This window comes from Curtobacterium sp. Leaf183 (genome assembly GCF_001424385.1).
Taxonomy (GTDB): domain Bacteria; phylum Actinomycetota; class Actinomycetes; order Actinomycetales; family Microbacteriaceae; genus Curtobacterium.
In genome coordinates this window covers 302,134-323,859 of record NZ_LMPO01000007.1, presented here as the reverse complement: position 1 = coordinate 323,859, position 21,726 = coordinate 302,134, and the positions used below count along the sequence as shown (strand labels likewise).

Here is a 21,726-nt window from a genome sequence, read left to right as displayed (position 1 = left end):
CCGGTGTGATCCCCGAGCCGGTCTGCGGGTCGGGCGCCGCACCCGTCAGGGCATGGCACACCAAAGATCGATCTTATGGGACAGCCGCCCGTTTGCCAAGTGCACGCGCGGCTCCCCCAGAGCTGGGGTGTTCCTGAAGGGGCCTCCAGCGTTCCACAGTGGTTCCACGGCGTGCTCCGGGGGACGGAGCGGTCGCCGGCCCTACGGTGGCAACGCATCCTGCCGAACGGAGACCCTTTGCCAGCCACCCGCCCACCGCGGACGATCGCCCGTCACGGACGTCTCGCGCGCCGTCGCGGTTGGACGACCCTGGTGTCGGTCGTCGCCTCGGCCCTCGCGGTCGTGCTCGTCAGCGGCACCAGCGTCGCCGCCATCGCGGGCGCCCAGCTCGCGACGGCCCCGCACACGGTGCAGTTGAGCAAGGACGACCAGAGCACCGCGAAGACCGCTGACATCACGGCGATCAAGGGCGGTGCCAACATCCTGCTCATCGGCAGCGACACCCGAGTCGGCCAGTTCGACTCCGACGAGGACGTCGAGGGCGCTCGCAACGACGTCACGATCCTGGTGCACGTCTCCCAGGACCACCAGCAGCTGACGGCGGTGAGCTTCCCGCGTGACCTGAAGGTGCCGATCCCGGCGTGCACGAACCCGCAGACCGGGACCACCTACCCCGCGGTCAGCTCGCAGCTCATCAACGAGTCGCTCGGGCACGGCGGTGTGTCCTGCGTCGTCGACACCGTCGAGAACCTGACCGGGCTCACCATCCCCTACGCGGGACTCATCACCTTCAACGGCGTGATCGAGATGTCGAACGCGGTCGGCGGGGTCGACGTCTGCGTCGCGAAGCCGATCAACGACTCCTACACGGGCCTGCAGCTCGCTGCCGGGCAGCACACGCTCGCCGGTCAGGACGCACTTGCTTTCCTGCGCAGCCGGCACGGCGTCGGGGACGGCAGCGACCTCGCCCGCATCAGCTCCCAGCAGGTGTTCCTCTCCGCCCTGCTCCGCAAGGTCACGTCGGACGGCACGCTCTCCAACCCCGTCACGCTGTACAAGCTCGCCGGCGCCGCGCTCTCCAACATGACGCTCTCCGACGGTCTCGCCCAGACCCGCACCCTCGTCGGGCTGGCGTCGGCACTGCGCGGCATGAACACGTCGAACATGCTGTTCGTGCAGTACCCGGTGATCGACGACCCGGACGACCCCGCCCACGTGCTCGTCTCGCAGGACGCCGCCCATGCGCTGAACCTGGCCCTGCAGACCGACCAGAGGACGACGCTCGGCGACTCGTCGACCGGGCGCGCGTCCGAAGAAGCCGGCACCGCGAGCGGCACCGGCGACAGCGCGGCACCGAGCACACCGAGCGACACGCCCTCGGCCGCGGCGTCCTCACCGGCCGCAGCGGCACCGTCGGCGTCGGCCACGGCGCTGCCGTCGACGATCACCGGGCAGAGCGCGGCCGAGGAGACCTGCTCCGTCGGCAACTGACACCGACGGGGCGGGCCCGTTGCGGGCCTCCAAGCCGGCTGTCGCCGACGATCCGGACGGGAGGCCCGACCTACGGGATCGGGACCGGCGTCACACCCAGCGGGGCCAGGCCGGACGCGCCGCCGTCGCTGGCCGTGAGGACCCAGACGCCCCCGGCGTGCACGGCGACGCTGTGCTCCCAGTGGGCGGCGTCGGACCCGTCCAGGGTCCGGACGGTCCAGTCGTCGTCGTCCGTCGAGCTGTCGATCGACCCCGCGGTCACCATCGGCTCGATCGCGACGACCAACCCGGGGCGCACCGACGGGCCCGCGCCACGGATGCGGTAGTTGAAGACGGGCGGGTCCTCGTGCATCGACCGTCCGATGCCGTGCCCGGTGAAGTCCTCGACGATGCCCCAGGTCCCGGTCTCGTCGACGGCGTCCTCGACCGCGTCGCCGACCTCGTTGAGGTTCGCGGCGCGGGAGAGCGCGGCGATGCCGTGCCACAGGGACCGCTCGGTGACGTCCGTGAGCCGCTGCCGCGCGGCCGTCACCGGGGCGTCGCCGCCGGGGACGACCATGCTGAACGCGCTGTCGCCGTTCCAGCCGTCGACCTCGGCACCGGCGTCCACCGACACCAGGTCCCCCGGCTGCAGTGCCCGCTCACCGGGGATCCCGTGCACGATCTCGTCGTTGACCGACACGCACAGGGTGTGCCGGTAGCCGGGCACGAGCTGGAAGTTCGGGATGCCGCCGCCGTCGCGGATGGTGCGCTCGGCGATCGCGTCGAGCTCGCCCGTGGTGATGCCCGGGCGGATCGCGGCGCGCACCGCGACGAGCGCGGCCTCGGTCAGCAGACCGGGCCGCACCATCGCGCGGAGTTCGTCCGGCGCCTTGTAGATCGAGGGCTTGCGGAAGCGGACCACGCGGGTCAGACGCCGGCGGTCAGCCCGCGGGACGCGAGCGCGGACTGGATCCGGTCGCCCACCTGGTCGATGCCGCCGAGACCGTCGACCTCGACCACGAGACCGCGCTGCTGGTAGGCGTCGACGATCGGCGCGGTCTGCTCGACGTAGACGTGCTGGCGACGACGGATCGTCTCCTCGTTGTCGTCGCTGCGGCCCTGCTGCTCGGCGCGCTTGAGCAGGCGCCCCACCAGGGCGTCCTGGTCTGCCACGAGTCGGATGACCGCGTCGATGCCGGTCCCCTGCTCGGCGAGCAGTCCGTCGAGGTACTCGACCTGGCCGACGGTCCGCGGGTACCCGTCGAGCAGGAACCCGCTCTCGGCGTCGGTCTCGTTCAGGCGGGCCTTTACGAGCTCGTTCGTCAGCGAGTCCGGCACGTAGTCCCCGGCGTCCATGATCGCCTTCGCCTGGACCCCGAGCGGGGTGCCCTCCGACACGTTCTTGCGGAAGATGTCCCCCGTCGACACCGCCGGGATGCCGAAGGACTCGGCGATGCGTCCGGCCTGCGTGCCCTTCCCGGCTCCGGGAGGTCCGACGATGATGAGACGTGCGCTCAACGGAGAAGCCCTTCGTAGTGACGTTGCTGCAGCTGCGAGTCGATCTGCTTCACGGTCTCGAGACCGACACCCACGATGATGAGGATGCTCGCGCCACCGAACGGGAAGTTCTGGTTCGCGCCGAACAGCGCCAGTGCTGCCAGCGGGATGAGCGCGATGAGACCGAGGTAGAGCGAACCGGGCAACGTCACCCGAGTCAGGACGTAGTCGAGGTACTCGGCCGTCGGGCGACCGGCACGGATGCCCGGGATGAACCCGCCGTACTTCTTCATGTTGTCGGCGACCTCTTCGGGGTTGAAGGTGATCGCGACGTAGAAGTACGTGAAGCCGACGATGAGCAGGAAGTACAGGACCATGTAGAACCAGTTGTCGCCCGAGGTCAGGTTGCTCTGGATCCAGGTCACCCACGCCGCCGGCGCGGAGCCGTCGGAGGGCTGGTTGAACTGCGCGACCAGGGCCGGCAGGTACAGCAGGGACGACGCGAAGATGACGGGCACGACGCCGGCCATGTTCACCTTGATCGGGATGTACGTGTTGTTGCCGCCGAAGGTACGACGCCCCACCATGCGCTTGGCGTACTGCACGGGGATCCGCCGCTGCGACTGCTCGACGAACACGACGGCCATCATGATGACCAGGCCGACCAGGATGACGAACAGGAAGAGCTCGAAGGACTGCGACTGCTCGATCTGCCAGAGCGCGGAGGGGAACTGCGCTGCGATGGACGTGAAGATGAGCAGGGACATGCCGTTGCCGATGCCGCGCTCGGTGACGAGCTCACCCATCCACATGATGAGGCCGGTACCGGCGGTCAGGGTGACGACCATGAGCATGATCGCGTACCAGCTGTCGTTCGAGATGATCGACGAGCAGGAGGCGCTGGCGTTCGTGCCGAAGAGCTGACCGGAGCGCGCGACGGTGATCAGGGTGGTGGACTGCAGCACACCGAGCGCGATGGTGAGGTAGCGCGTGTACTGGGTCAGCTTCGCCTGACCGGTCTGGCCTTCTTTGTAGAGGGCGTCGAAGTGCGGGATCACCACGCGCAGCAGCTGCACGATGATCGACGACGTGATGTACGGCATGATCCCGAGCGCGAACACCGAGAGCTTCAGCAGCGCGCCGCCGGAGAACAGGTTGATCAGGTCGTAGAGCCCGCCGGAGGACGAGGCGCTCGCCAGACAGGTCTGCACCGCCGTGTAGTCGACGTACGGGGCCGGGATGTAGGACCCCAGGCGGAACAGCGCGATGATCGCGAGGGTGAAGCCGATCTTCTTCCGAAGATCGGGGGTGCGCATGATGCGCGCGACCGCTCTGAACACGAGAACTCCGAACTTCTGGGGACCGGTCTTGCCGATCGTGCCGGGCGGAACCGCCCGTGGCCGGAAGCGCCGACCGCGTGGCCCGGGTCCGCTGGNAGGAAACCGTAACGGCGGCCCGTGCGCAATGCACGGGCCGCCGACGGGACTACTCGGTGACGGTGCCGCCCGCAGCCACGATCTTGTCCTGGGCGGAGCCCGAGACCTTGTCGACCGTGATCGTGAGCTTCACGTTGATGTCACCCTGACCGAGAACCTTGACCTTCTCGTTCTTGCGGACCGCGCCCTTGGCGACGAGGTCAGCAACGGTGACGTCGCCACCGTTCGGGTAGAGCTCCGCGAGCTTGTCCAGGTTCACGACCTGGTACTCGACGCGGAACGGGTTCTTGAACCCGCGGAGCTTCGGGGTGCGCATGTGCAGCGGCATCTGCCCACCCTCGAAGCCGACGCGGACCTGGTAACGGGCCTTCGTGCCCTTGGTACCGCGGCCCGCGGTCTTGCCCTTCGAGCCCTCACCGCGACCCACACGGGTGCGGTCCTTCTTGGAGCCTGCGGCCGGACGAAGGTGGTGCACCTTCAGGATCTGGACGCGCTCGTTCTTCTCGTCGCTCATGCGTCGACCTCCTCGACCTTCACGAGGTGCGCCACCGTCGCGATGTACCCGCGGTTCTGGGAGTTGTCCTCGCGCAGGACCGTACGGCCGATGCGCTTGAGACCCAGGCTGCGGAGCGTGTCGCGCTGGTACTGCTTCTCGCTGATGACGGACTTCGTCTGCGTGATCTTCAGCATGGCCATCAGGCACCTGCCTTCTCGGTCGCTGCGGCACGTGCTGCCGCCTCGGCCTTCAGGAGGCGAGCCGGCACGACGTGGTCCACGTCGAGGCCACGACGTGCGGCGACGGCGCGGGGCTCCTCGAGCTGCTTGAGGGCCTCGACCGTGGCGTGCACGATGTTGATGGTGTTCGACGAACCGAGCGACTTGCTCAGGACGTCGTGGATGCCGGCGCACTCGAGCACGGCGCGGACCGGACCACCGGCGATGACACCGGTACCGGCAGCCGCCGGACGCAGGAGCACGACGCCGGCTGCGGCCTCGCCCTGCACCGGGTGCGGGATCGTGTTGCCGACGCGCGGGACGCGGAAGAAGTTCTTCTTCGCCTCTTCGACGCCCTTGGAGATCGCCGTGGGGACCTCCTTGGCCTTGCCGTAGCCGACGCCCACGAGCCCGTTGCCGTCACCGACGACGACGAGCGCGGTGAAGCTGAAGCGACGACCACCCTTGACGACCTTGGAGACGCGGTTGATGGTCACGACGCGCTCGAGGAACTGGCTGTCGCCACCGCGCTTGTCGCGGTCGCGGCCCTGCTGACGGTCACGACCGCCACCACGACGGCCACGGTTGTCGGCGGAGTCGCGGTTGTTCGACGCGGAGCCCGCAGCGGTCTCGACCGGACGCTCGGCGACGGGGGCAGCAGCCTCCGCCTTGGCGTCGGCCTTCGGGGTCTCGTCAGTGCTGGGGGTCTCCTCGGCGCTGGTGGCCTCGGTCGCCTCGGCGCTGGTGGCCTCGGTCGTCGCAGCGCTGGCGGCCTCGGTCGTCTCCTCGACGGCCGGGGTCTCCTCGGCGTTGCTGTTGTTCGCGATGTCGCTCACAGGTTCAGCCCTCCTTCACGGGCACCATCGGCGATCGCGGCGACGCGACCGGCGTACTTGCTACCACCGCGGTCGAACACGACGGCGTCGACGCCGGCGGTCTTCGCACGCTCGGCGAGGAGCTCGCCGACACGACGTGCCTTGGCGGTCTTGTCGCCGTCGAACGCACGGAGGTCGGCCTCCATCGTCGACGCGCTGGCCAGGGTGTGACCCTTGGTGTCGTCGATGACCTGGACGAACACGTGGCGTGCCGAACGGGTGACGGCGAGACGCGGACGAGCCTCGGTGCCGGTGATCTTCTTGCGGAGACGGTTGTGGCGGCGGGCCTTGGCGGCCGCCTTGCTCTTGACTCGGGTACGAGTTCCGATGGCCATGATCACTTACCTGACTTTCCGGCCTTGCGGCGCACGTTCTCGCCGGCGTAACGGACACCCTTGCCCTTGTAGGGCTCGGGCTTCCGCAGCTTGCGGATGTTGGCCGCCACTTCGCCGACGGCCTGCTTGTCGATGCCGTTGACGGTGACCCGGTTGTTGCCCTCGACGGCGAAGCTGATGCCCGCCGGCGGCTCGACCGTGATCGAGTGGGAGTACCCGAGCGCGAACTCGAGGTTCGAGCCCTTCGCCTGGACGCGGTAACCGGTACCGACGACCTCGAGGCCCTTGGAGTAGCCCTGGGTCACGCCGATGATCTGGTTCGCGATGAGGGTACGGGTCAGGCCGTGCAGCGAGCGCGAGGTGCGCTCGTCGTCGGGACGCGTGACGAGGACCTGGTTCTCCTCGACGCTGGCCTGGATGGGCTCGGCGATGACGAGCGCGAGCTCGCCCTTCGGGCCCTTGACCGCGACGTTCTGGCCGTCCACAGAGACGGTCACGCCAGCGGGGATGTCAATGGGGAGACGTCCGATTCGAGACATGTTCGATCACCAAACGTAGGCGAGGACTTCCCCACCCACGCCCTTCTTCTCGGCTTCGCGGTCGGTCAGGAGCCCCGAGGAGGTCGAGAGGATCGCCACGCCGAGGCCACCGAGGACCTGGGGGATCTCCGTCGACTTCGCGTAGACCCGGAGGCCGGGCTTCGAGACGCGCTTGATGCCGGCGATCGAACGCTCACGCTCGGGGCCGTACTTCAGCTCGATGGTGAGGGTCTTGCCCACGCGGGCGTCCTCCACCTTCCACTCGCTGATGTAGCCCTCGCGCTTGAGGATGTCGGCGATGGTCGTCTTGAGCTTGGAGCTCGGAAGCGAGACGGCGTCGTGGTGCGCCGAGTTCGCGTTCCGCAATCTGGTCAGCATGTCTGCGACCGGATCGGTCATCGTCATGATGTGATTCCGTTCTCCGCCTGGTTTCGACACCCGTTCCACGAATGCCGACCTGAGCGATCGAGTGACCCCGGAGCGAATCCCCGAGGTCTGTGTGTTCGTGCGTGCGGGCCGGAGGACTTGCATCCTCCGGCCCGCGTCGCCCGATGTAGCTTAGACCGTCTGCTCGCCCGAGCGGAACGGGAAGCCCAGCTGCTTGAGCAGTGCGCGCCCCTCGTCGTCCGTCTTCGCGGTGGTCACGACAGTGATGTCGAACCCGCGGACACGGTCGATCCGGTCCTGGTCGATCTCGTGGAACACGCTCTGCTCCGTGAGACCGAAGGTGTAGTTGCCGTTTCCGTCGAACTGGCGGTCGCTGAGACCACGGAAGTCGCGGATACGGGGGAGCGCCAGCGAGAGCAGGCGGTCCAGGAACTCCCACGCACGGTCGCCACGCAGGGTGACGTGTGCGCCGATGGCCTGTCCCTCGCGCAGCTTGAACTGCGCGATGGACTTGCGGGCCATCGTGACCTGGGGCTTCTGACCCGTGATCGCGGTCAGGTCCTTGATGGCCCCGTCCATGATCTTCGAGTCGCGAGCGGCCTCGCCAACACCGGTGTTCACGACGACCTTGACCAGGCCGGGGACCTGGTTGACGTTGCCGTACCCGAACTGCTCGGTCAGCGCCGTCTTGATCTCGTTCTTGTACTTCTGCTTGAGGCGCGGCTGGGGCTTGGTCGTCGACTCAGCCTCAGTCGTCGCGGCAGTCGTGTCAGTCATCAGAGCTTCTCACCAGACTTCTTGGCGTAGCGGACGCGGACGGTCTTCTTGACGCCGTCCTTCTCCACCTCTTCGGTGCGGAAGCCGACGCGCGTCGGCTTCTTCGTCTTGGGGTCGACGATCGCGACGTTCGAGACGTGGATCGAAGCCTCGTGCTGCTCGATGCCACCCGTCTTCGAACCACGCTGCGTCTGGCCGACGCGGACGTGCTTCGTGACGAAGTTCACGCCCTCGACGACGACACGGTTCTTGTCCTTGAGGACCTCGATGACCTTGCCCTGCTTGCCACGGTCGCCGCCACGCTCCTGCGTCGCGCCCGTGATGACCTGGACGAGGTCACCCTTCTTGATGTTCGCCATGGCTTACAGCACCTCCGGCGCGAGCGAGATGATCTTCATGAACTTCTTGTCGCGAAGCTCACGACCGACCGGCCCGAAGATGCGCGTTCCGCGCGGGTCGCCGTCGGCCTTGAGGATCACTGCCGCGTTTTCGTCGAACTTGATGTAGGAGCCGTCGTTGCGACGGGTCTCCTTCTTGGTGCGAACGATGACCGCCTTGACGACGTCACCCTTCTTCACGTTGCCGCCGGGGATCGCGTCCTTGACGGTGGCGACGATGACGTCACCGAGTCCGGCGTAGCGACGACCCGAACCACCGAGCACGCGGATGGTCAAGATCTCCTTGGCACCCGTGTTGTCGGCGATCTTCAGGCGGGATTCCTGCTGAATCACTGCTGTCTCCTATTTCCCCAAGCGGGCCCGGGGGCCTACTTGGCCTTCTCGAGGATCTCGACCAGGCGCCAGCGCTTGGAGGCGCTGAGGGGACGGGTCTCGCTGATCACGACGAGGTCGCCGATGCCGGCCGAACCGGCCTCGTCGTGCGCCTTCACCTTGGAGGTGCGGCGGATGACCTTGCCGTAGAGGGCGTGCTTCACGCGGTCCTCGACCTCGACGACGATGGTCTTGTCCATCTTGTCGCTGGTCACGTAACCGCGGCGCGTCTTGCGGTAGCCGCGGGTGAGGGCGGCGGAGTCCTTCTCTTCGTTCGCCATCAGTTCTCCTCGGCGGTCTCGGCCTCGGCCGACGCGGCGGGCTTGTCAGCCTTCTTCGTCGACTTCTTGGCCTTGGTTGCGGTCTCGACGGGCGCAGGAGTGGCACGGATGCCGAGCTCGCGCTCACGCAGGACGGTGTAGATCCGGGCGATGTCGCGCTTGACGGCACGAAGTCGACCGTGGCTCTCCAGCTGGCCGGTGGCCGACTGGAAACGGAGGTTGAAGAGTTCCTCCTTGGCCTTCTTCAGCTCGTCAGCGAGACGCTCGTTCTCGAACGTGTCGAGCTCCGTCGGACGGAGCTCCTTGGAACCGATCGCCATTATGCGTCGCCCTCCTCGCGCTTGATGATGCGTGCCTTGAGGGGCAGCTTGTGAATGGCACGGGTGAGTGCCTCGCGAGCGACCTCGTCGCTCACGCCGGAGAGCTCGAAGAGCACACGGCCCGGCTTGACGTTCGCGATCCACCACTCGGGCGAACCCTTGCCGGAACCCATGCGGGTCTCAGCAGGCTTCTTGGTGAGCGGACGGTCCGGGTAGATGTTGATCCACACCTTGCCGCCACGCTTGATGTGCCGCGTCATGGCGATACGAGCGGACTCGATCTGACGGTTGGTCACGTAGGCGGGGGTCAGGGCCTGGATGCCGTAGTCACCGAAGGAGACCTTGGTGCCACCGGTGGCCTGACCCGAGCGCTTCGGGTGGTGCTGCTTGCGGTGCTTGACTCGACGGGGGATAAGCATGGTTACGCCTCAACTCCTGCGCCGGCCGGCGCGTCCTGCGGGGCCTGCTGCTCGCGGCCGCCGCGGTCGCCGCCGCGACGGTCACCGCGGTCACCACGGTCGTTGCGGTCGCCACGAGGGCCGCCGCGACGCTCCGGGCGAGACGAACGCTGGTTCGCCTGCTCGCGAGCGAGCTCCTTGTTGGTGATGTCGCCCTTGTAGATCCAGACCTTCACGCCGATGCGACCGAAGGTGGTGCGCGCCTCGTAGAAGCCGTAGTCGATGTTCGCGCGGAGGGTGTGCAGCGGCACACGGCCTTCACGGTAGAACTCCGAGCGCGACATCTCGGCGCCGCCGAGACGGCCGGCGACCTGGATGCGGACACCCTTCGCACCGGCGCGCTGTGCACCCTGCAGGCCCTTGCGCATGGCACGACGGAACGCGACACGGGCGGAGAGCTGCTCGGCGATGCCCTGCGCGACGAGCTGGGCCTCGGTCTCGGGGTTCTTGACCTCGAGGATGTTGAGCTGGATCTGCTTCTTGGTGAGCTTCTCGAGCTCACCGCGGATGCGCTCGGCCTCGGCGCCGCGGCGGCCGATGACGATGCCCGGACGCGCCGTGTGGATGTCCACGCGGACACGGTCACGGGTGCGCTCGAGCTCGATGCGGGCGACGCCGGCACGGTCGAGGGTCTTCTTCAGGTACTGACGCACCTTGATGTCCTCGGCGACGTAGTCGGCGTAGCGCTGGCCGACCTTCGTGCTGTCGGTGAACCAGTGCGAGACGTGGTCCGTCGTGATCCCGAGACGGAAGCCGTACGGGTTGACCTTCTGGCCCATTACTTGCTCGCCTTCTTGCTCGTCGCGGCGGCCTCGGCCTCGTCAGGGGTCGCGAGGACCACCGTGATGTGGCTGGTGCGCTTGTTGATCCGGAAGGCACGGCCCTGGGCACGCGGCTGGAACCGCTTGAGGGTCGTTCCTTCGTCGACGAAGACGCGGCTCACGTAGAGGTCGCGCTCGTCCAGGAAGCTGTTCGTCGAGTCCGCCTTGACACGTGCGTTGGCGATCGCCGAGGCGACCAGCTTGTACACGGGCTCCGAAGCGCCCTGCGGGGCGAACTTCAGGATGGCGAGCGCCTCGTGGGCCTGCTTGCCGCGGATCAGCTCGATGACGCGACGGGCCTTCTGAGGCGTGACGCGGATGTGTCGCACGCGTGCGATCGACTCCACCATTTCGTTCCTCCTCTGCGTCGCCGCCCTAGCGGCGACGGCCCTTCTTGTCGTCCTTCACGTGGCCGCGGAAGGTACGGGTCGGCGCGAACTCGCCGAGCTTGTGACCGACCATCGACTCGGTGACGAACACCGGGATGTGCTTGCGCCCGTCGTGCACCGCGATGGTGTGACCGAGCATGTTCGGGACGATCATCGAACGACGCGACCACGTACGGATCACGTTCTTCGTGTTGGCCTCGTTCTGCGTGACGACCTTGCGGAGCAGGTGCTCGTCGACGAAGGGGCCCTTCTTCAGACTGCGTGGCATCTTCTGAACTCCTACTTGCGCTTCTTGCCGGCGTTACGGCGACGGACGATGAGCTTGTCGCTCGGCTTGTTCGACTTGCGCGTGCGGCCCTCGGACTGGCCCCAGGGGCTGACCGGGTGACGGCCACCGGACGTCTTGCCCTCACCACCACCGTGCGGGTGGTCGACCGGGTTCATCGCGACACCACGGACGGTCGGGCGGACGCCCTTCCAGCGCATGCGGCCGGCCTTGCCCCAGTTGATGTTCGACTGCTCGGCGTTGCCGACCTCGCCGATCGTGGCGCGGCAGCGGGCGTCGACGTTGCGGACCTCGCCCGACGGCAGACGGAGCTGCGCGTAGGGACCGTCCTTGGCGACGAGTCGCACCGAGGCACCGGCCGAACGCGCGAGCTTGGCGCCGCCACCGGGGCGGAGCTCGATCGCGTGGATGACCGTACCCACGGGGATGTTGCGCAGCGGCAGGTTGTTGCCGGGCTTGATGTCGGCGCCGGCGCCCTGCTCGATGACGTCGCCCTGCTTGAGCTTGTTCGGAGCGAGGATGTAGCGCTTGGTGCCGTCCACGAAGTGCAGGAGCGCGATGCGCGCCGTGCGGTTCGGGTCGTACTCGATGTGCGCGACCTTGGCGTCCACGCCGTCCTTGTCGTGACGACGGAAGTCGATCACGCGGTACTGGCGCTTGTGGCCACCACCGATGTGGCGGGTGGTGATGCGGCCCGAGCTGTTGCGGCCACCGGTCTTCGGCAGCGGACGAAGCAGGGACTTCTCCGGGGTCGAACGGGTGATCTCGGCGAAGTCGGAGACCGAGGAGCCACGACGACCCGGGGTCGTCGGCTTGTAGTTACGAATAGCCATGATTTATCCCTCTGGTCCTCAGCCGACAGCCGTGAAGATGTCGATCGAACCGGACTTGAGCGTCACGATGGCACGCTTGGTGTCCTTGCGCTTGCCCAGACCGAACTTGGTGCGGCGGGTCTTGCCAGGACGGTTCAGCGTGTTGATGCCGGCGACCTTGACGTTGAAGATCTTCTCGATCGCGAGCTTGATCTCGGTCTTGTTCGCACGGGGGTCCACGATGAACGTGTACTTGCCCTGGTCGATGAGGCCGTAGCTCTTCTCCGAGACGACCGGCGAGATGATGATGTCGCGCGGGTCCTTGTTGAAGCCGCTCATGCGGTGACCTCCTTCACGGTCTTCGACGCGATGAAGGCGTCGAGGGCGCTCTTGCTGAAGACGATGGCGTCCGACACCAGGACGTCGTAGGCGTTGAGCTGGCCGTACGACAGGGCGTGGACGTTCGGCAGGTTGCGGATCGACTTGAGCGTCAGCTCGTCGTCCGACTCGAGCACGACGAGCACGTTCTTGACGGGCGCGACCTTCTCGAGGAGCGTGCGGGCGGTCTTGGTCGACGGCACCTCGGCCGCGACGAAGCCCTCCACAGCGGAGATGCGGCCACCGCGGGCGCGGTCCGAGAGCGAGCCGAGCAGTGCTGCGGCGATCATCTTCTTGGGGGTGCGCTGCGAGTAGTCACGCGGGGTCGGTCCGTGGACGACGCCACCACCGGTGTGCTCCGGCGCGCGGACCGAACCCTGACGGGCACGGCCGGTGCCCTTCTGCTTGAACGGCTTGCGACCGGCACCGCGGACTTCGCCGCGGTTCTTGGTCTTGTGCGTGCCCTGACGCGACGCTGCGCGCTGCGCGGTGACGACCTGGTGGATCAGCGGGACGTTGGTCTCGACGTCGAAGAGAGCTGCGGGGAGCTCGACGGTGCCGGAGACGGCACCCGAGGCGTCGAGGATGTCGATCGTGGTGGCCATGATCACTTACCCTTCACGGCGGTGCGGACGAAGACGGAGCGGCCACGAGCACCGGGGACGGCGCCCTTGACGAGCAGCAGACCCTTCTCGGCGTCGACGGCGTGCACCGTGAGGTTGAGGACGGTGACGCGGTCGCCACCCATGCGACCAGCCATGCGCATGCCCTTGAAGACACGCGACGGGGTCGAGGAGGCGCCGATCGAACCGGGCTTGCGGTGGTTGCGGTGCGCACCGTGCGAGGCGCCGACGCCGTGGAAGCCGTGGCGCTTCATGACACCCGCGAAGCCCTTGCCCTTGCTCGTGCCGACGACGTCGACCTTCGCGCCGGCCTCGAACGTGGCGTCCACGGTGAGCTCCTGGCCCAGCGTGTACTCGCCTGCGTCCGACGTGCGGATCTCGGTGAGGGTGCGGCGCGGGGTGACCCCGGCGGCCTCGAAGTGGCCAGCGGCCGGCTTGTTCACCTTGCGGGGGTCGATCTGGCCAGCGGCGATCTGGATCGCCTCGTAGCCGTCGCGCTCGACGTTGCGGATCTGGGTGACCACGTTCGGGCCGACCTCGATCACGGTGACGGGGATGAACTTGTTGTTCTCGTCCCACACCTGGGTCATCCCGAGCTTCTTGCCGAGGAGGCCCTTGACGGTCTTGGTTGTGTTCGCCATCAGTGCAGCCCCCTTACAGCTTGATCTCGATGTTGACGTCGGCCGGCAGGTCGAGACGCATGAGCGAGTCGACGGCCTTCGGCGTCGGGTCGACGATGTCGATGACGCGCTTGTGCGTGCGCTTCTCGAAGTGCTCGCGCGAGTCCTTGTACTTGTGAGGGGAACGGATCACTGCGATCACGTTCTTCTCGGTGGGGAGCGGCACCGGGCCGACCACGGTCGCACCGGCACGGGTCACCGTGTCGACGATCTTCCGGGCCGACGTGTCGATGACCTCGTGGTCGTACGACTTGAGCCGGATGCGGATCTTCTGTCCCGCCATGTGTTCTCTGTCCTCTCTGCGCCGCGCACCCTCAGGCCGCCTGACACCGCCTGGCTCCGCCCTGTGCGGACCTGGCTGTTTACGTGGATCAACGCATCCGCTGGGGATGACCGCTGTTCTCCTGTCAACCGCGCGGACGGTCATGCCGTGGTGCACACGACGGCCCGCGTGGACGTGTCGTTCCCGCCACACCGGCTGACCGGCACGGTGATGGGACTCGAACTGTTCTGCTGCCTGCGGCCCAACCCAGCTCTGCTGGACAGAGGGGTTGTGCACTGCCAGAGCAGTGATCCTTGCGGGCGCGAACCCGCTGGAATTCCGGAACCGGACAAGTCTCCCATAGGGTCTCCATCCGTGCAACCCGGGCGTGTCGCGCCGGTTCGGGCGTGTCGGGATGGCCCTGCTTCCGCGGCCCGCCGCGGAAGTGCCGCCATGGAGGCCCGACCCGGTCCCGTCCCGCACGGTGCGTCCGCAGCGCCCCCGGACCAGCCCGGCGGCGGCTCAGACGGTCCGCTCGCGTCCATCGGGCGACACCGGCGCGTCGGAGGCGACCAGGGCCTCCCGTCCGCCGGTCGCCGGTGGCGACGGACCGCGCCCCCGCACGGTCCGTCGTTCCCGGGGGCGGGTCGACGTCGGTACGGGGGCGCGGTGCCGCTGGAGCGGGCGGTCAGTCCTCGTCGGGCACGACGGGCGGGACGAACCACGGCGGGAACACCGCGACGCGGGGCGCGTGGCCGCCGTGCTCGGAGAGGATGTCCTTGACCGCGTGGCGCGTGCGGTCGTTCGGGACGCCGATGACCGCGACCGAGGAGAACGGCACGCTCGGCCCGGCGAGCAGCTCGAGACCGTGCATCTCCGGGTCCGTCAGGTCCGTCCGGCGCAGCAGGTTCGCCGCAGCCTCGGGTCCCACGGCGAAGCGGGCGTCCTCGGCGTCGGCATCCGTGTCGGCGAGGATCACGGACGCCCCGAAGGCTGCCGTCGGGACGACGAGGACCACGTAGTCGATCCCACGGGCACTGCGGGCGGCATCGGACCACTGCGACTCGTCGTGCGCGCCACGGCGGACCTCGTCCCACCGGGCGCCGTCGGGCGAGAGCAGGAACGGCACGTGGCCGGACACCGACGTGCCGTCCGGGGCCGTGGCAGCCGCTCGACGCTCACGCAGGGCCGGCGAGCTGATGTCGTACGAGGGGGTGACCCGGTCGGCGGCCGAGATGGCCTGGTCGGCCACGATCCCGTCGAAGTTGTCGATGTGCGTGACGTGGTGCGCGCGCAGGGTGCCGAACACGCGCGCCGCTGGCATGTCGGGCTCGGCGACGCGGAGCGCGGTCGCCTTCGCCCGCGCTGGGGAGCCTCCCGGGGTCGAGCGGAGCGAGGTGCTCACGCGCGTGCGCCGTGGGGCTGGGGTCTTGGGGGCTTCCGGCACGTCACGCTGGCGCGGCGCGCAGATGTCGCAGAGCTCGGTGGGGAATCCGTGGATGCACTCGTCTGTCACGACTGGTGTGTGTCCTTCCGTGCCGCGTGGGGGTGGAACGGCACAAGGGTCAACGCTACGTCATCCGGACGGAGTTGCGGCGCCGATCCCCTCATTGGCGGTACAGCAACGCCCGCACTTCGGACTCCGCGGCGTGGATCCGTTCCGGGTCGATGGTCTCGCCGTGCTCGTAGGCGTCGAGCAGGCGGGGGTCGACGTAGCTCGCCCTGGCGACGGTCGGGGTGTTCCCGAGGACCTCGCTCGCGGCCTTGACGGCGTGCGAGACCGCCTGCTTCCGCTTCGTCGCGGCGCCGAGGAACCCCGTCTGTGCCAGGTCGATCGCCGCCGCCACCGTGCCGTGCAGGGTCCGGAAGTCCTTCGCCGTGAAGTCGTCGCCCGCGCGTTCCTTGACGTAGGCGTTGATGTCCTCCGCCGTCAGTGGCTCCCACTCCGCGCCGCGGGACTCGCGGTACGACAGCAGCCGCGCGTTCGGTCCCCGGCGCTTCATCCCCACGATCACGGTGGCGAGGTCCGGATCGTGGATCGACGACGACCACTCCTGGTGGCTCTTGCCGGGGAACGAGAGCTCGATGTCGTCGCCGGACACCTTCGCGTGGGCGCACAGCAGGGTCGAGAGCCCTCGGCTGCCGTGCTCCGTGGCGTACCGCTCGGACCCGACCCGCAGCGACCCCTGGTCGAGCATGCGGAACGCCGCGGCGAGGGACCGTCGCTGATCCGGCTCGGGTCGGCGCAGGTCCTGGGTGACCATCCGACGTGCCGCGGGGAGCGACTCCGCCAGCGCCAGCGCACGGTCGTACTTGATCTTGTCCATCCGGTCGCGCCAGGACGGGTGGTACATGTACTGGCGTCGACCGGCACCGTCGATCCCCGTCGCCAGGATGTGCCCGTTCTCGTACGGCGAGATCCACACGTCGTCCCACGCGGGCGGGATGACGAACTCCTCGAGGCGAGCGCGGATGACGGGGTCGGTGACGGTGTTGCCGTCGGGGTCGCGGAAGCTGAAGCCGCGCCCGCTGCGGACCCGGTGGTACCCACGACCGTTGGTCTTGGATCTGCGGAGACGTGTCACTCGTCGAGCAAACACGGCGTGGGCTGGGCGTCACCACGGGCAGGTCCGCCAGCCGGCGGTCACTCCTTGCCGATGTGCCCGTCGACGTTGTCAGCGGCCTCGTCGATCTGCTCGTCGAACCGGCCGCCGGTGACCTTCTTGATGCCGTCGGCCAGGCCGTGGATGATCTTGTCCGAAACGTCCTCGACCCGGTCGCTCTGCAGGGCCGCCTCGATCTTGTCCCGGTTCGCGTCCACGAACTCCTTCGCCCTGTCGGTCACCGCTTCCGCCTTCGCGGAGACGTCCTTCTGGATGTCGTCGAACCCGGTCATGATGCCTCCTCGTCCGCGGTCGGGACCTCCGGCCGTCTGGGACACATCGTGCTCCGCCGGGAGCGTCCTGTCCGGGAAGCGCGGGAGAACACGACAGCGGGGCCGAGCCCGAAGGCCCGACCCCGCTGTACCTGGTGGAGCGAGTTACTTGATGATCGACTCGACCGTACCGGCGCCGACCGTACGACCACCCTCACGGATGGCGAAACGGAGGCCCTCTTCCATGGCGATCGGCTGGATCAGCTCGACGGTCATGGAGACGGTGTCGCCGGGCATGACCATCTCGGTGCCCTCGGGCAGCGTGATGACGCCGGTGACGTCCGTGGTGCGGAAGTAGAACTGCGGGCGGTAGTTCGCGTAGAACGGGTTGTGACGGCCGCCCTCTTCCTTGTTCAGGATGTACGCGTTCGCCTTGAACTCGGTGTGCGGCGTGACCGAACCCGGCTTCACGACGACCTGGCCGCGCTCGACGTCCTCGCGCTTGAGGCCACGGATGAGCAGACCGGTGTTGTCACCGGCGACTGCCTTGTCCAGCAGCTTGCGGAACATCTCGATGCCCGTGACCGTGGTCTTCTGGGTCGCCTTGATGCCGACGATCTCGACCTCGGAGTTGAGGTCCAGCTCGCCACGCTCGACACGACCGGTGACGACGGTGCCACGACCGGTGATCGTGAAGACGTCCTCGATCGGCATCAGGAAGGGCTGGTCGGTGGCGCGGATGGGGTCCGGCACGCTCTCGTCGACAGCGGCCATCAGGTCCTGGACGGACTTGACCCACTTCTCGTCGCCGTCGAGCGCCTTCAGCGCCGACACCTGCACGACGGGGGCGTCCTCGTCGAACTCCTGCGAGCCGAGGAGCTCGCGGACCTCGAGCTCGACGAGCTCCAGGATCTCCTCGTCGTCCACCATGTCGGACTTGTTCAGCGCGACGACGATGTAGGGCACGCCGACCTGGCGAGCGAGCAGCACGTGCTCACGCGTCTGGGGCATGGGACCGTCGGTGGCGGCGACCACGAGGATCGCGCCGTCCATCTGGGCCGCACCGGTGATCATGTTCTTCACGTAGTCGGCGTGACCAGGAGCGTCGACGTGCGCGTAGTGGCGCTTCTCCGTCTGGTACTCGACGTGCGAGATGTTGATCGTGATGCCGCGCTGGCGCTCTTCGGGAGCGTTGTCGATCTGAGCGAAGTCGCGGGCCTCGTTGAGGTCCGGGTACTGGTCGTGCAGAACCTTGGTGATCGCCGCCGTGAGCGTGGTCTTGCCGTGGTCGACGTGACCGATGGTTCCGATGTTGACGTGCGGCTTGGTGCGCTCGAACTTGGCCTTGGCCACTGTGGGTCCTCCTCAGGACTCGGATGCGGCACCCCCGGGGGCATCCCGGTCGGGATGCGAGCGAGTGGTCCGCGGTGTGTGTGTCTTTTACTGTAGTTGGTGGCGAGGGGCCCGTCGCCGGGCTCCCCCGCCTGTGGAGAACACGCTCTGGAGCGTTATTCGCCCTTGGCCTTCGCGACGATCTCCTCGGCGACGTTCGACGGGACCTGGTTGTAGGTCTCGAAGGTCATCGAGTAGACGGCACGACCGGAGGTCTTCGAACGAAGGTCTCCGACGTAGCCGAACATCTCGGACAGCGGCACGCTCGCGCGGACCACCTTGACGCCCGAGGCGTCCTCCATCGCGGCGATGTTGCCACGACGGGAGCTGAGGTCACCGATCACGTCGCCCATGTACTCCTCGGGCGTACGGACCTCGACGGCCATGATCGGCTCGAGGATGACCGGACCGGCCTTGCGAGCCGCTTCCTTGTACGCGATCGAGCCGGCGATCTTGAACGCCATCTCGGACGAGTCGACGTCGTGCGCCGCGCCGTCCTTGAGGGTCGCCTTCACGCCCACCGTCGGGTAGCCGGCGAGGATGCCGACCTGCATGGCGTCCTGGATGCCAGCGTCCACCGAGGGGATGTACTCACGGGGGACGCGACCACCGGTGACGGCGTTCACGAACTCGTAGACCTTCTCGGAGGTGACCTCCATCGGCTCGAGCGCGATCTGCACCTTCGCGAACTGACCGGAGCCACCGGTCTGCTTCTTGTGGGTGTAGTCGTAGCGCTCGACGACCTTCGTGAGGGTCTCGCGGTAGGCCACCTGGGGCTTGCCGACGTTCGCCTCGACGTGGAACTCACGCTTCATGCGGTCGACCAGGATGTCGAGGTGGAGCTCGCCCATGCCCTTGATCGTGGTCTGACCGGTCTCCGGGTTGAGCTCGACGCGGAACGTCGGGTCCTCTTCGGCGAGCTTCTGGATGGCCGTGGAGAGCTTCTCCTGGTCAGCCTTGGTCTTCGGCTCGATCGCGACCTCGATGACCGGCTCCGGGAACGTCATCGACTCGAGGACGACCTGGTCCTGCGGGTCGCAGAGCGTGTCGCCCGTGGTCGTGTCCTTGAGGCCGATGACCGCGTAGATGTGACCGGCGGTGACGTTGTCGACCGGGTTCTCCTTGTTGGAGTGCATCTGGAAGATCTTGCCGATGCGCTCCTTCTTGCCCTTGGTCGAGTTGATGACCTGTGCACCGGACTCGATGTGGCCGGAGTACACGCGGACGTAGGTCAGGCGACCGAAGAACGGGTGCACGGCGACCTTGAAGGCCAACGCCGAGAAGGGCTCGGAGGAATCCGGCTTGCGGATGATCTCCTTCTCTTCGTCCTTGACGTCGTGGCCGATCATCGGCGGGACGTCGAGCGGCGAGGGCAGGTAGTCGATGACCGCGTCGAGCATCGGCTGGACGCCGCGGTTCTTGAACGCCGAGCCACAGAGGACCGGGTAGATCTCGCTGTTGACGGTCAGCGTGCGGATCGCGGACTTGATCTCGGCGACCGAGAAGTCCGTGTCGCCCTCGAGGTAGCGCTCCATGAGCTCGTCGTTGGCCTCGGCCACGCGCTCGATGAGCTTCTCGCGGTACTCGGCAGCGCGGTCGGCGAGGTCAGCCGGGATCTCTTCGATCTCGTACTTCGCGCCCATCTGGACGTCACCCTTCGCGTCGCCGCGCCAGGTGAGTGCACGCATCTCGACCAGGTCGACGACGCCCTCGAAGGAGGACTCCGCACCGATCGGGAGCTGCAGCACGAGCGGCTCGGCGCCGAGGCGGTTCACGATCGTGTCGACGGTGAAGTAGAAGTCCGCGCCGAGCTTGTCCATCTTGTTGACGAAGCAGATGCGCGGGACGTTGTACTTGTCAGCCTGACGCCACACGGTCTCCGACTGGGGCTCGACGCCCTCTTTCCCGTCGAACACGGCGACGGCACCGTCGAGGACGCGGAGCGAGCGCTCCACCTCGACCGTGAAGTCGACGTGACCCGGGGTGTCGATGATGTTGATCTGGTTGTTGTCCCAGAAGCAGGTCGTCGCGGCCGACGTGATCGTGATGCCGCGCTCCTGCTCCTGCGCCATCCAGTCCATCGTGGCTGCGCCGTCGTGGACCTCACCGATCTTGTGCGTGATGCCCGTGTAGAACAGGATGCGCTCGGTCGTCGTGGTCTTGCCAGCATCGATGTGCGCCATGATGCCGATGTTGCGGACCTTGTTCAGGTCGGTGAGCACGTCCTGTGCCACAGGGTTCCTCCGGAAGAGTTGTAGGAGAGATGGCGTCCGTCCGGGCGCCGGGGTTCTTGACCGCCGGCGCCCGGACGATGCCGGTGACTACCAGCGGTAGTGCGCGAAGGCCTTGTTCGACTCGGCCATCTTGTGGGTGTCTTCACGACGCTTGACAGCGGCGCCGAGACCGTTCGACGCGTCGAGGATCTCGTTCATGAGACGCTCGGTCATCGTCTTCTCGCGGCGGGCCTTGGCGTACGAGGTCAGCCAGCGCAGGGCCAGCGTGTTCGCACGGTGCGGCTTGACCTCGACCGGGACCTGGTAGGTCGAGCCACCGACACGGCGGCTGCGGACCTCGAGGGTCGGTCGGACGTTGTCGAGCGCCTTCTTGAGCGTGACGACGGCGTCCTGCTGGTTCTTGGCGGTCACGCCTTCGAGTGCGTCGTAGACGATGCGCTCAGCGAGACCCTTCTTGCCGTCCAGCAGGATCTTGTTGACGAGCTGGCTGACGATCGGTGCGCCGTAGACGGGGTCTGCGACGACGGGGCGCTTGGGGGCCGGTCCCTTACGAGGCATGTGATCAACCCTTCTTCGCGCCGTAGCGGCTACGGGCCTGCTTGCGGTTCTTGACGGCCTGCGTGTCGAGGGCGCCGCGGATGATCTTGTAGCGCACGCCGGGGAGGTCCTTCACACGACCGCCGCGGACGAGCACCATCGAGTGCTCCTGCAGGTTGTGGCCCTCACCCGGGATGTAGGCCGTGACCTCGGTGCCGTTCGAGAGCTTGACACGAGCGACCTTGCGCAGTGCCGAGTTCGGCTTCTTGGGGGTGGTGGTGTAGACGCGGGTGCACACGCCACGCTGCTGGGGGTTCGCCTTCAGCGCCGGTGCCTTGGTCTTGACGACCTTGGGGCTCCGACCCTTGCGAACGAGCTGCTGGATGGTAGGCAACTGTTCTCCTGGTTCTCGCTCGTGTTCTCTGGCCGACGCGGACCGTCGGCATCCTCGCCCACGCAGACGACCGCCGAACCGGCGGACGTGGATTGGGGGCGGACTGTCCGGATCGAGGTCTTCGACCCGCCGGACTTCGCGGCGCGCCCGAAGGCGCACACCCGAGAGAGCCTACCTGTGG

At 67.5% G+C, this 21,726-nt stretch carries 31 protein-coding genes; 1 reads left to right on the top strand and 30 read right to left on the bottom strand.

What is annotated here, in order from left to right; translation table 11 throughout:
• Positions 1-312 precede the first annotated feature (312 nt).
• Positions 313-1,491, top strand: a complete 1,179-nt coding sequence (locus ASG04_RS06035; RefSeq protein WP_235515449.1) for an LCP family protein — start codon at positions 313-315, stop codon at positions 1,489-1,491.
• 70 nt (positions 1,492-1,561) lie between these two features.
• Here the strand turns inward: ASG04_RS06035 and map are convergent, their stop codons facing one another.
• From map to rpsL, 30 genes are all read right to left on the bottom strand, one after another.
• Positions 1,562-2,395: a type I methionyl aminopeptidase gene (gene map / locus ASG04_RS06030; protein ID WP_082517836.1), complete on the bottom strand. Its 834-nt coding sequence runs from the start codon at positions 2,393-2,395 to the stop codon at positions 1,562-1,564.
• 5 nt (positions 2,396-2,400) lie between these two features.
• Complete coding sequence (locus ASG04_RS06025; protein ID WP_056121449.1) at positions 2,401-2,991, bottom strand: adenylate kinase; 591 nt, start codon at positions 2,989-2,991, stop codon at positions 2,401-2,403.
• On the bottom strand, positions 2,988-4,310 hold the full coding sequence (gene secY / locus ASG04_RS06020) for a preprotein translocase subunit SecY (RefSeq protein ID WP_056121446.1): 1,323 nt from the start codon (positions 4,308-4,310) through the stop codon (positions 2,988-2,990). The genes ASG04_RS06025 and secY overlap by 4 nt, the downstream gene beginning before the upstream one ends.
• A gap of 145 nt (positions 4,311-4,455) precedes the next feature.
• Positions 4,456-4,920 (bottom strand): 50S ribosomal protein L15, encoded by a 465-nt coding sequence (gene rplO / locus ASG04_RS06015; protein ID WP_056121445.1) that lies wholly within the window; start codon positions 4,918-4,920, stop codon positions 4,456-4,458.
• The gene (rpmD, locus tag ASG04_RS06010) at positions 4,917-5,102 is read right to left on the bottom strand and encodes a 50S ribosomal protein L30 (protein WP_082517835.1); all 186 of its coding nucleotides are present in this window, start codon (positions 5,100-5,102) and stop codon (positions 4,917-4,919) included. The genes rplO and rpmD overlap by 4 nt, the downstream gene beginning before the upstream one ends.
• Entirely contained in the window at positions 5,102-5,956 is an 855-nt protein-coding gene (gene rpsE / locus ASG04_RS06005) for a 30S ribosomal protein S5 (RefSeq protein ID WP_056121444.1), read from the bottom strand. The genes rpmD and rpsE overlap by 1 nt, the downstream gene beginning before the upstream one ends.
• Positions 5,953-6,330, bottom strand: coding sequence for a 50S ribosomal protein L18 (gene rplR, locus ASG04_RS06000; RefSeq protein ID WP_056121443.1), 378 nt, complete (start codon positions 6,328-6,330; stop codon positions 5,953-5,955). Before rplR ends, rpsE begins: the two co-directional genes overlap by 4 nt.
• A gap of 2 nt (positions 6,331-6,332) precedes the next feature.
• A complete protein-coding gene (gene rplF, locus ASG04_RS05995) occupies positions 6,333-6,869 on the bottom strand; it encodes a 50S ribosomal protein L6 (RefSeq protein ID WP_056121442.1) in 537 nt (178 codons plus the stop codon).
• A gap of 6 nt (positions 6,870-6,875) precedes the next feature.
• Positions 6,876-7,274, bottom strand: coding sequence for a 30S ribosomal protein S8 (rpsH, locus tag ASG04_RS05990; protein ID WP_056121440.1), 399 nt, complete (start codon positions 7,272-7,274; stop codon positions 6,876-6,878).
• A 153-nt stretch (positions 7,275-7,427) separates the two neighbouring features.
• Positions 7,428-8,033 carry a 50S ribosomal protein L5 gene (rplE, locus tag ASG04_RS05985; protein WP_056121438.1) on the bottom strand — a complete coding sequence of 202 codons (606 nt, stop codon included), beginning with the start codon at positions 8,031-8,033 and terminating at the stop codon, positions 7,428-7,430.
• Positions 8,033-8,392, bottom strand: coding sequence for a 50S ribosomal protein L24 (gene rplX / locus ASG04_RS05980; protein ID WP_056121433.1), 360 nt, complete (start codon positions 8,390-8,392; stop codon positions 8,033-8,035). Before rplX ends, rplE begins: the two co-directional genes overlap by 1 nt.
• A 3-nt stretch (positions 8,393-8,395) precedes the next feature.
• Positions 8,396-8,764 (bottom strand): 50S ribosomal protein L14, encoded by a 369-nt coding sequence (rplN, locus tag ASG04_RS05975; RefSeq protein ID WP_056121432.1) that lies wholly within the window; start codon positions 8,762-8,764, stop codon positions 8,396-8,398.
• A gap of 35 nt (positions 8,765-8,799) precedes the next feature.
• Complete coding sequence (rpsQ, locus tag ASG04_RS05970) at positions 8,800-9,084, bottom strand: 30S ribosomal protein S17 (protein WP_056121429.1); 285 nt, start codon at positions 9,082-9,084, stop codon at positions 8,800-8,802.
• On the bottom strand, positions 9,084-9,404 hold the full coding sequence (gene rpmC / locus ASG04_RS17805; RefSeq protein WP_056121427.1) for a 50S ribosomal protein L29: 321 nt from the start codon (positions 9,402-9,404) through the stop codon (positions 9,084-9,086). The genes rpsQ and rpmC overlap by 1 nt, the downstream gene beginning before the upstream one ends.
• On the bottom strand, positions 9,404-9,823 hold the full coding sequence (gene rplP / locus ASG04_RS05960; RefSeq protein ID WP_056121425.1) for a 50S ribosomal protein L16: 420 nt from the start codon (positions 9,821-9,823) through the stop codon (positions 9,404-9,406). The genes rpmC and rplP overlap by 1 nt, the downstream gene beginning before the upstream one ends.
• A gap of 2 nt (positions 9,824-9,825) precedes the next feature.
• Positions 9,826-10,641, bottom strand: coding sequence for a 30S ribosomal protein S3 (gene rpsC, locus ASG04_RS05955; protein WP_056121423.1), 816 nt, complete (start codon positions 10,639-10,641; stop codon positions 9,826-9,828).
• The gene (gene rplV, locus ASG04_RS05950) at positions 10,641-11,033 is read right to left on the bottom strand and encodes a 50S ribosomal protein L22 (RefSeq protein ID WP_056121420.1); all 393 of its coding nucleotides are present in this window, start codon (positions 11,031-11,033) and stop codon (positions 10,641-10,643) included. Before rplV ends, rpsC begins: the two co-directional genes overlap by 1 nt.
• A 25-nt stretch (positions 11,034-11,058) precedes the next feature.
• Positions 11,059-11,340 carry a 30S ribosomal protein S19 gene (gene rpsS / locus ASG04_RS05945; RefSeq protein WP_017885529.1) on the bottom strand — a complete coding sequence of 94 codons (282 nt, stop codon included), beginning with the start codon at positions 11,338-11,340 and terminating at the stop codon, positions 11,059-11,061.
• 11 nt (positions 11,341-11,351) lie between these two features.
• Positions 11,352-12,191, bottom strand: a complete 840-nt coding sequence (gene rplB / locus ASG04_RS05940; RefSeq protein ID WP_056121417.1) for a 50S ribosomal protein L2 — start codon at positions 12,189-12,191, stop codon at positions 11,352-11,354.
• A gap of 18 nt (positions 12,192-12,209) precedes the next feature.
• A complete protein-coding gene (rplW, locus tag ASG04_RS05935; RefSeq protein ID WP_056121415.1) occupies positions 12,210-12,509 on the bottom strand; it encodes a 50S ribosomal protein L23 in 300 nt (99 codons plus the stop codon).
• Positions 12,506-13,153, bottom strand: coding sequence for a 50S ribosomal protein L4 (gene rplD / locus ASG04_RS05930; RefSeq protein ID WP_056121413.1), 648 nt, complete (start codon positions 13,151-13,153; stop codon positions 12,506-12,508). Before rplD ends, rplW begins: the two co-directional genes overlap by 4 nt.
• A 2-nt stretch (positions 13,154-13,155) precedes the next feature.
• Entirely contained in the window at positions 13,156-13,812 is a 657-nt protein-coding gene (gene rplC, locus ASG04_RS05925; RefSeq protein WP_056121411.1) for a 50S ribosomal protein L3, read from the bottom strand.
• A 13-nt stretch (positions 13,813-13,825) separates the two neighbouring features.
• Positions 13,826-14,134, bottom strand: coding sequence for a 30S ribosomal protein S10 (gene rpsJ / locus ASG04_RS05920; RefSeq protein WP_017885534.1), 309 nt, complete (start codon positions 14,132-14,134; stop codon positions 13,826-13,828).
• Between the two features lie 667 nt (positions 14,135-14,801).
• Entirely contained in the window at positions 14,802-15,518 is a 717-nt protein-coding gene (locus ASG04_RS05915) for a DarT ssDNA thymidine ADP-ribosyltransferase family protein (RefSeq protein ID WP_056121408.1), read from the bottom strand.
• 202 nt (positions 15,519-15,720) lie between these two features.
• A complete protein-coding gene (locus tag ASG04_RS05910) occupies positions 15,721-16,698 on the bottom strand; it encodes a DNA topoisomerase IB (RefSeq protein ID WP_056121405.1) in 978 nt (325 codons plus the stop codon).
• Between the two features lie 59 nt (positions 16,699-16,757).
• Positions 16,758-17,009 carry an Rv0909 family putative TA system antitoxin gene (locus ASG04_RS05905; RefSeq protein WP_056121402.1) on the bottom strand — a complete coding sequence of 84 codons (252 nt, stop codon included), beginning with the start codon at positions 17,007-17,009 and terminating at the stop codon, positions 16,758-16,760.
• A gap of 144 nt (positions 17,010-17,153) precedes the next feature.
• Complete coding sequence (gene tuf, locus ASG04_RS05900) at positions 17,154-18,341, bottom strand: elongation factor Tu (protein ID WP_056121401.1); 1,188 nt, start codon at positions 18,339-18,341, stop codon at positions 17,154-17,156.
• Positions 18,342-18,496: 155 nt separating this feature from the next.
• Positions 18,497-20,614 carry an elongation factor G gene (fusA, locus tag ASG04_RS05895; protein ID WP_056121398.1) on the bottom strand — a complete coding sequence of 706 codons (2,118 nt, stop codon included), beginning with the start codon at positions 20,612-20,614 and terminating at the stop codon, positions 18,497-18,499.
• A gap of 87 nt (positions 20,615-20,701) precedes the next feature.
• A complete protein-coding gene (gene rpsG, locus ASG04_RS05890; protein WP_056121395.1) occupies positions 20,702-21,172 on the bottom strand; it encodes a 30S ribosomal protein S7 in 471 nt (156 codons plus the stop codon).
• Positions 21,173-21,176: 4 nt separating this feature from the next.
• Positions 21,177-21,545, bottom strand: a complete 369-nt coding sequence (rpsL, locus tag ASG04_RS05885) for a 30S ribosomal protein S12 (protein ID WP_056121393.1) — start codon at positions 21,543-21,545, stop codon at positions 21,177-21,179.
• Between the last annotated feature and the right edge of the window lie 181 nt (positions 21,546-21,726).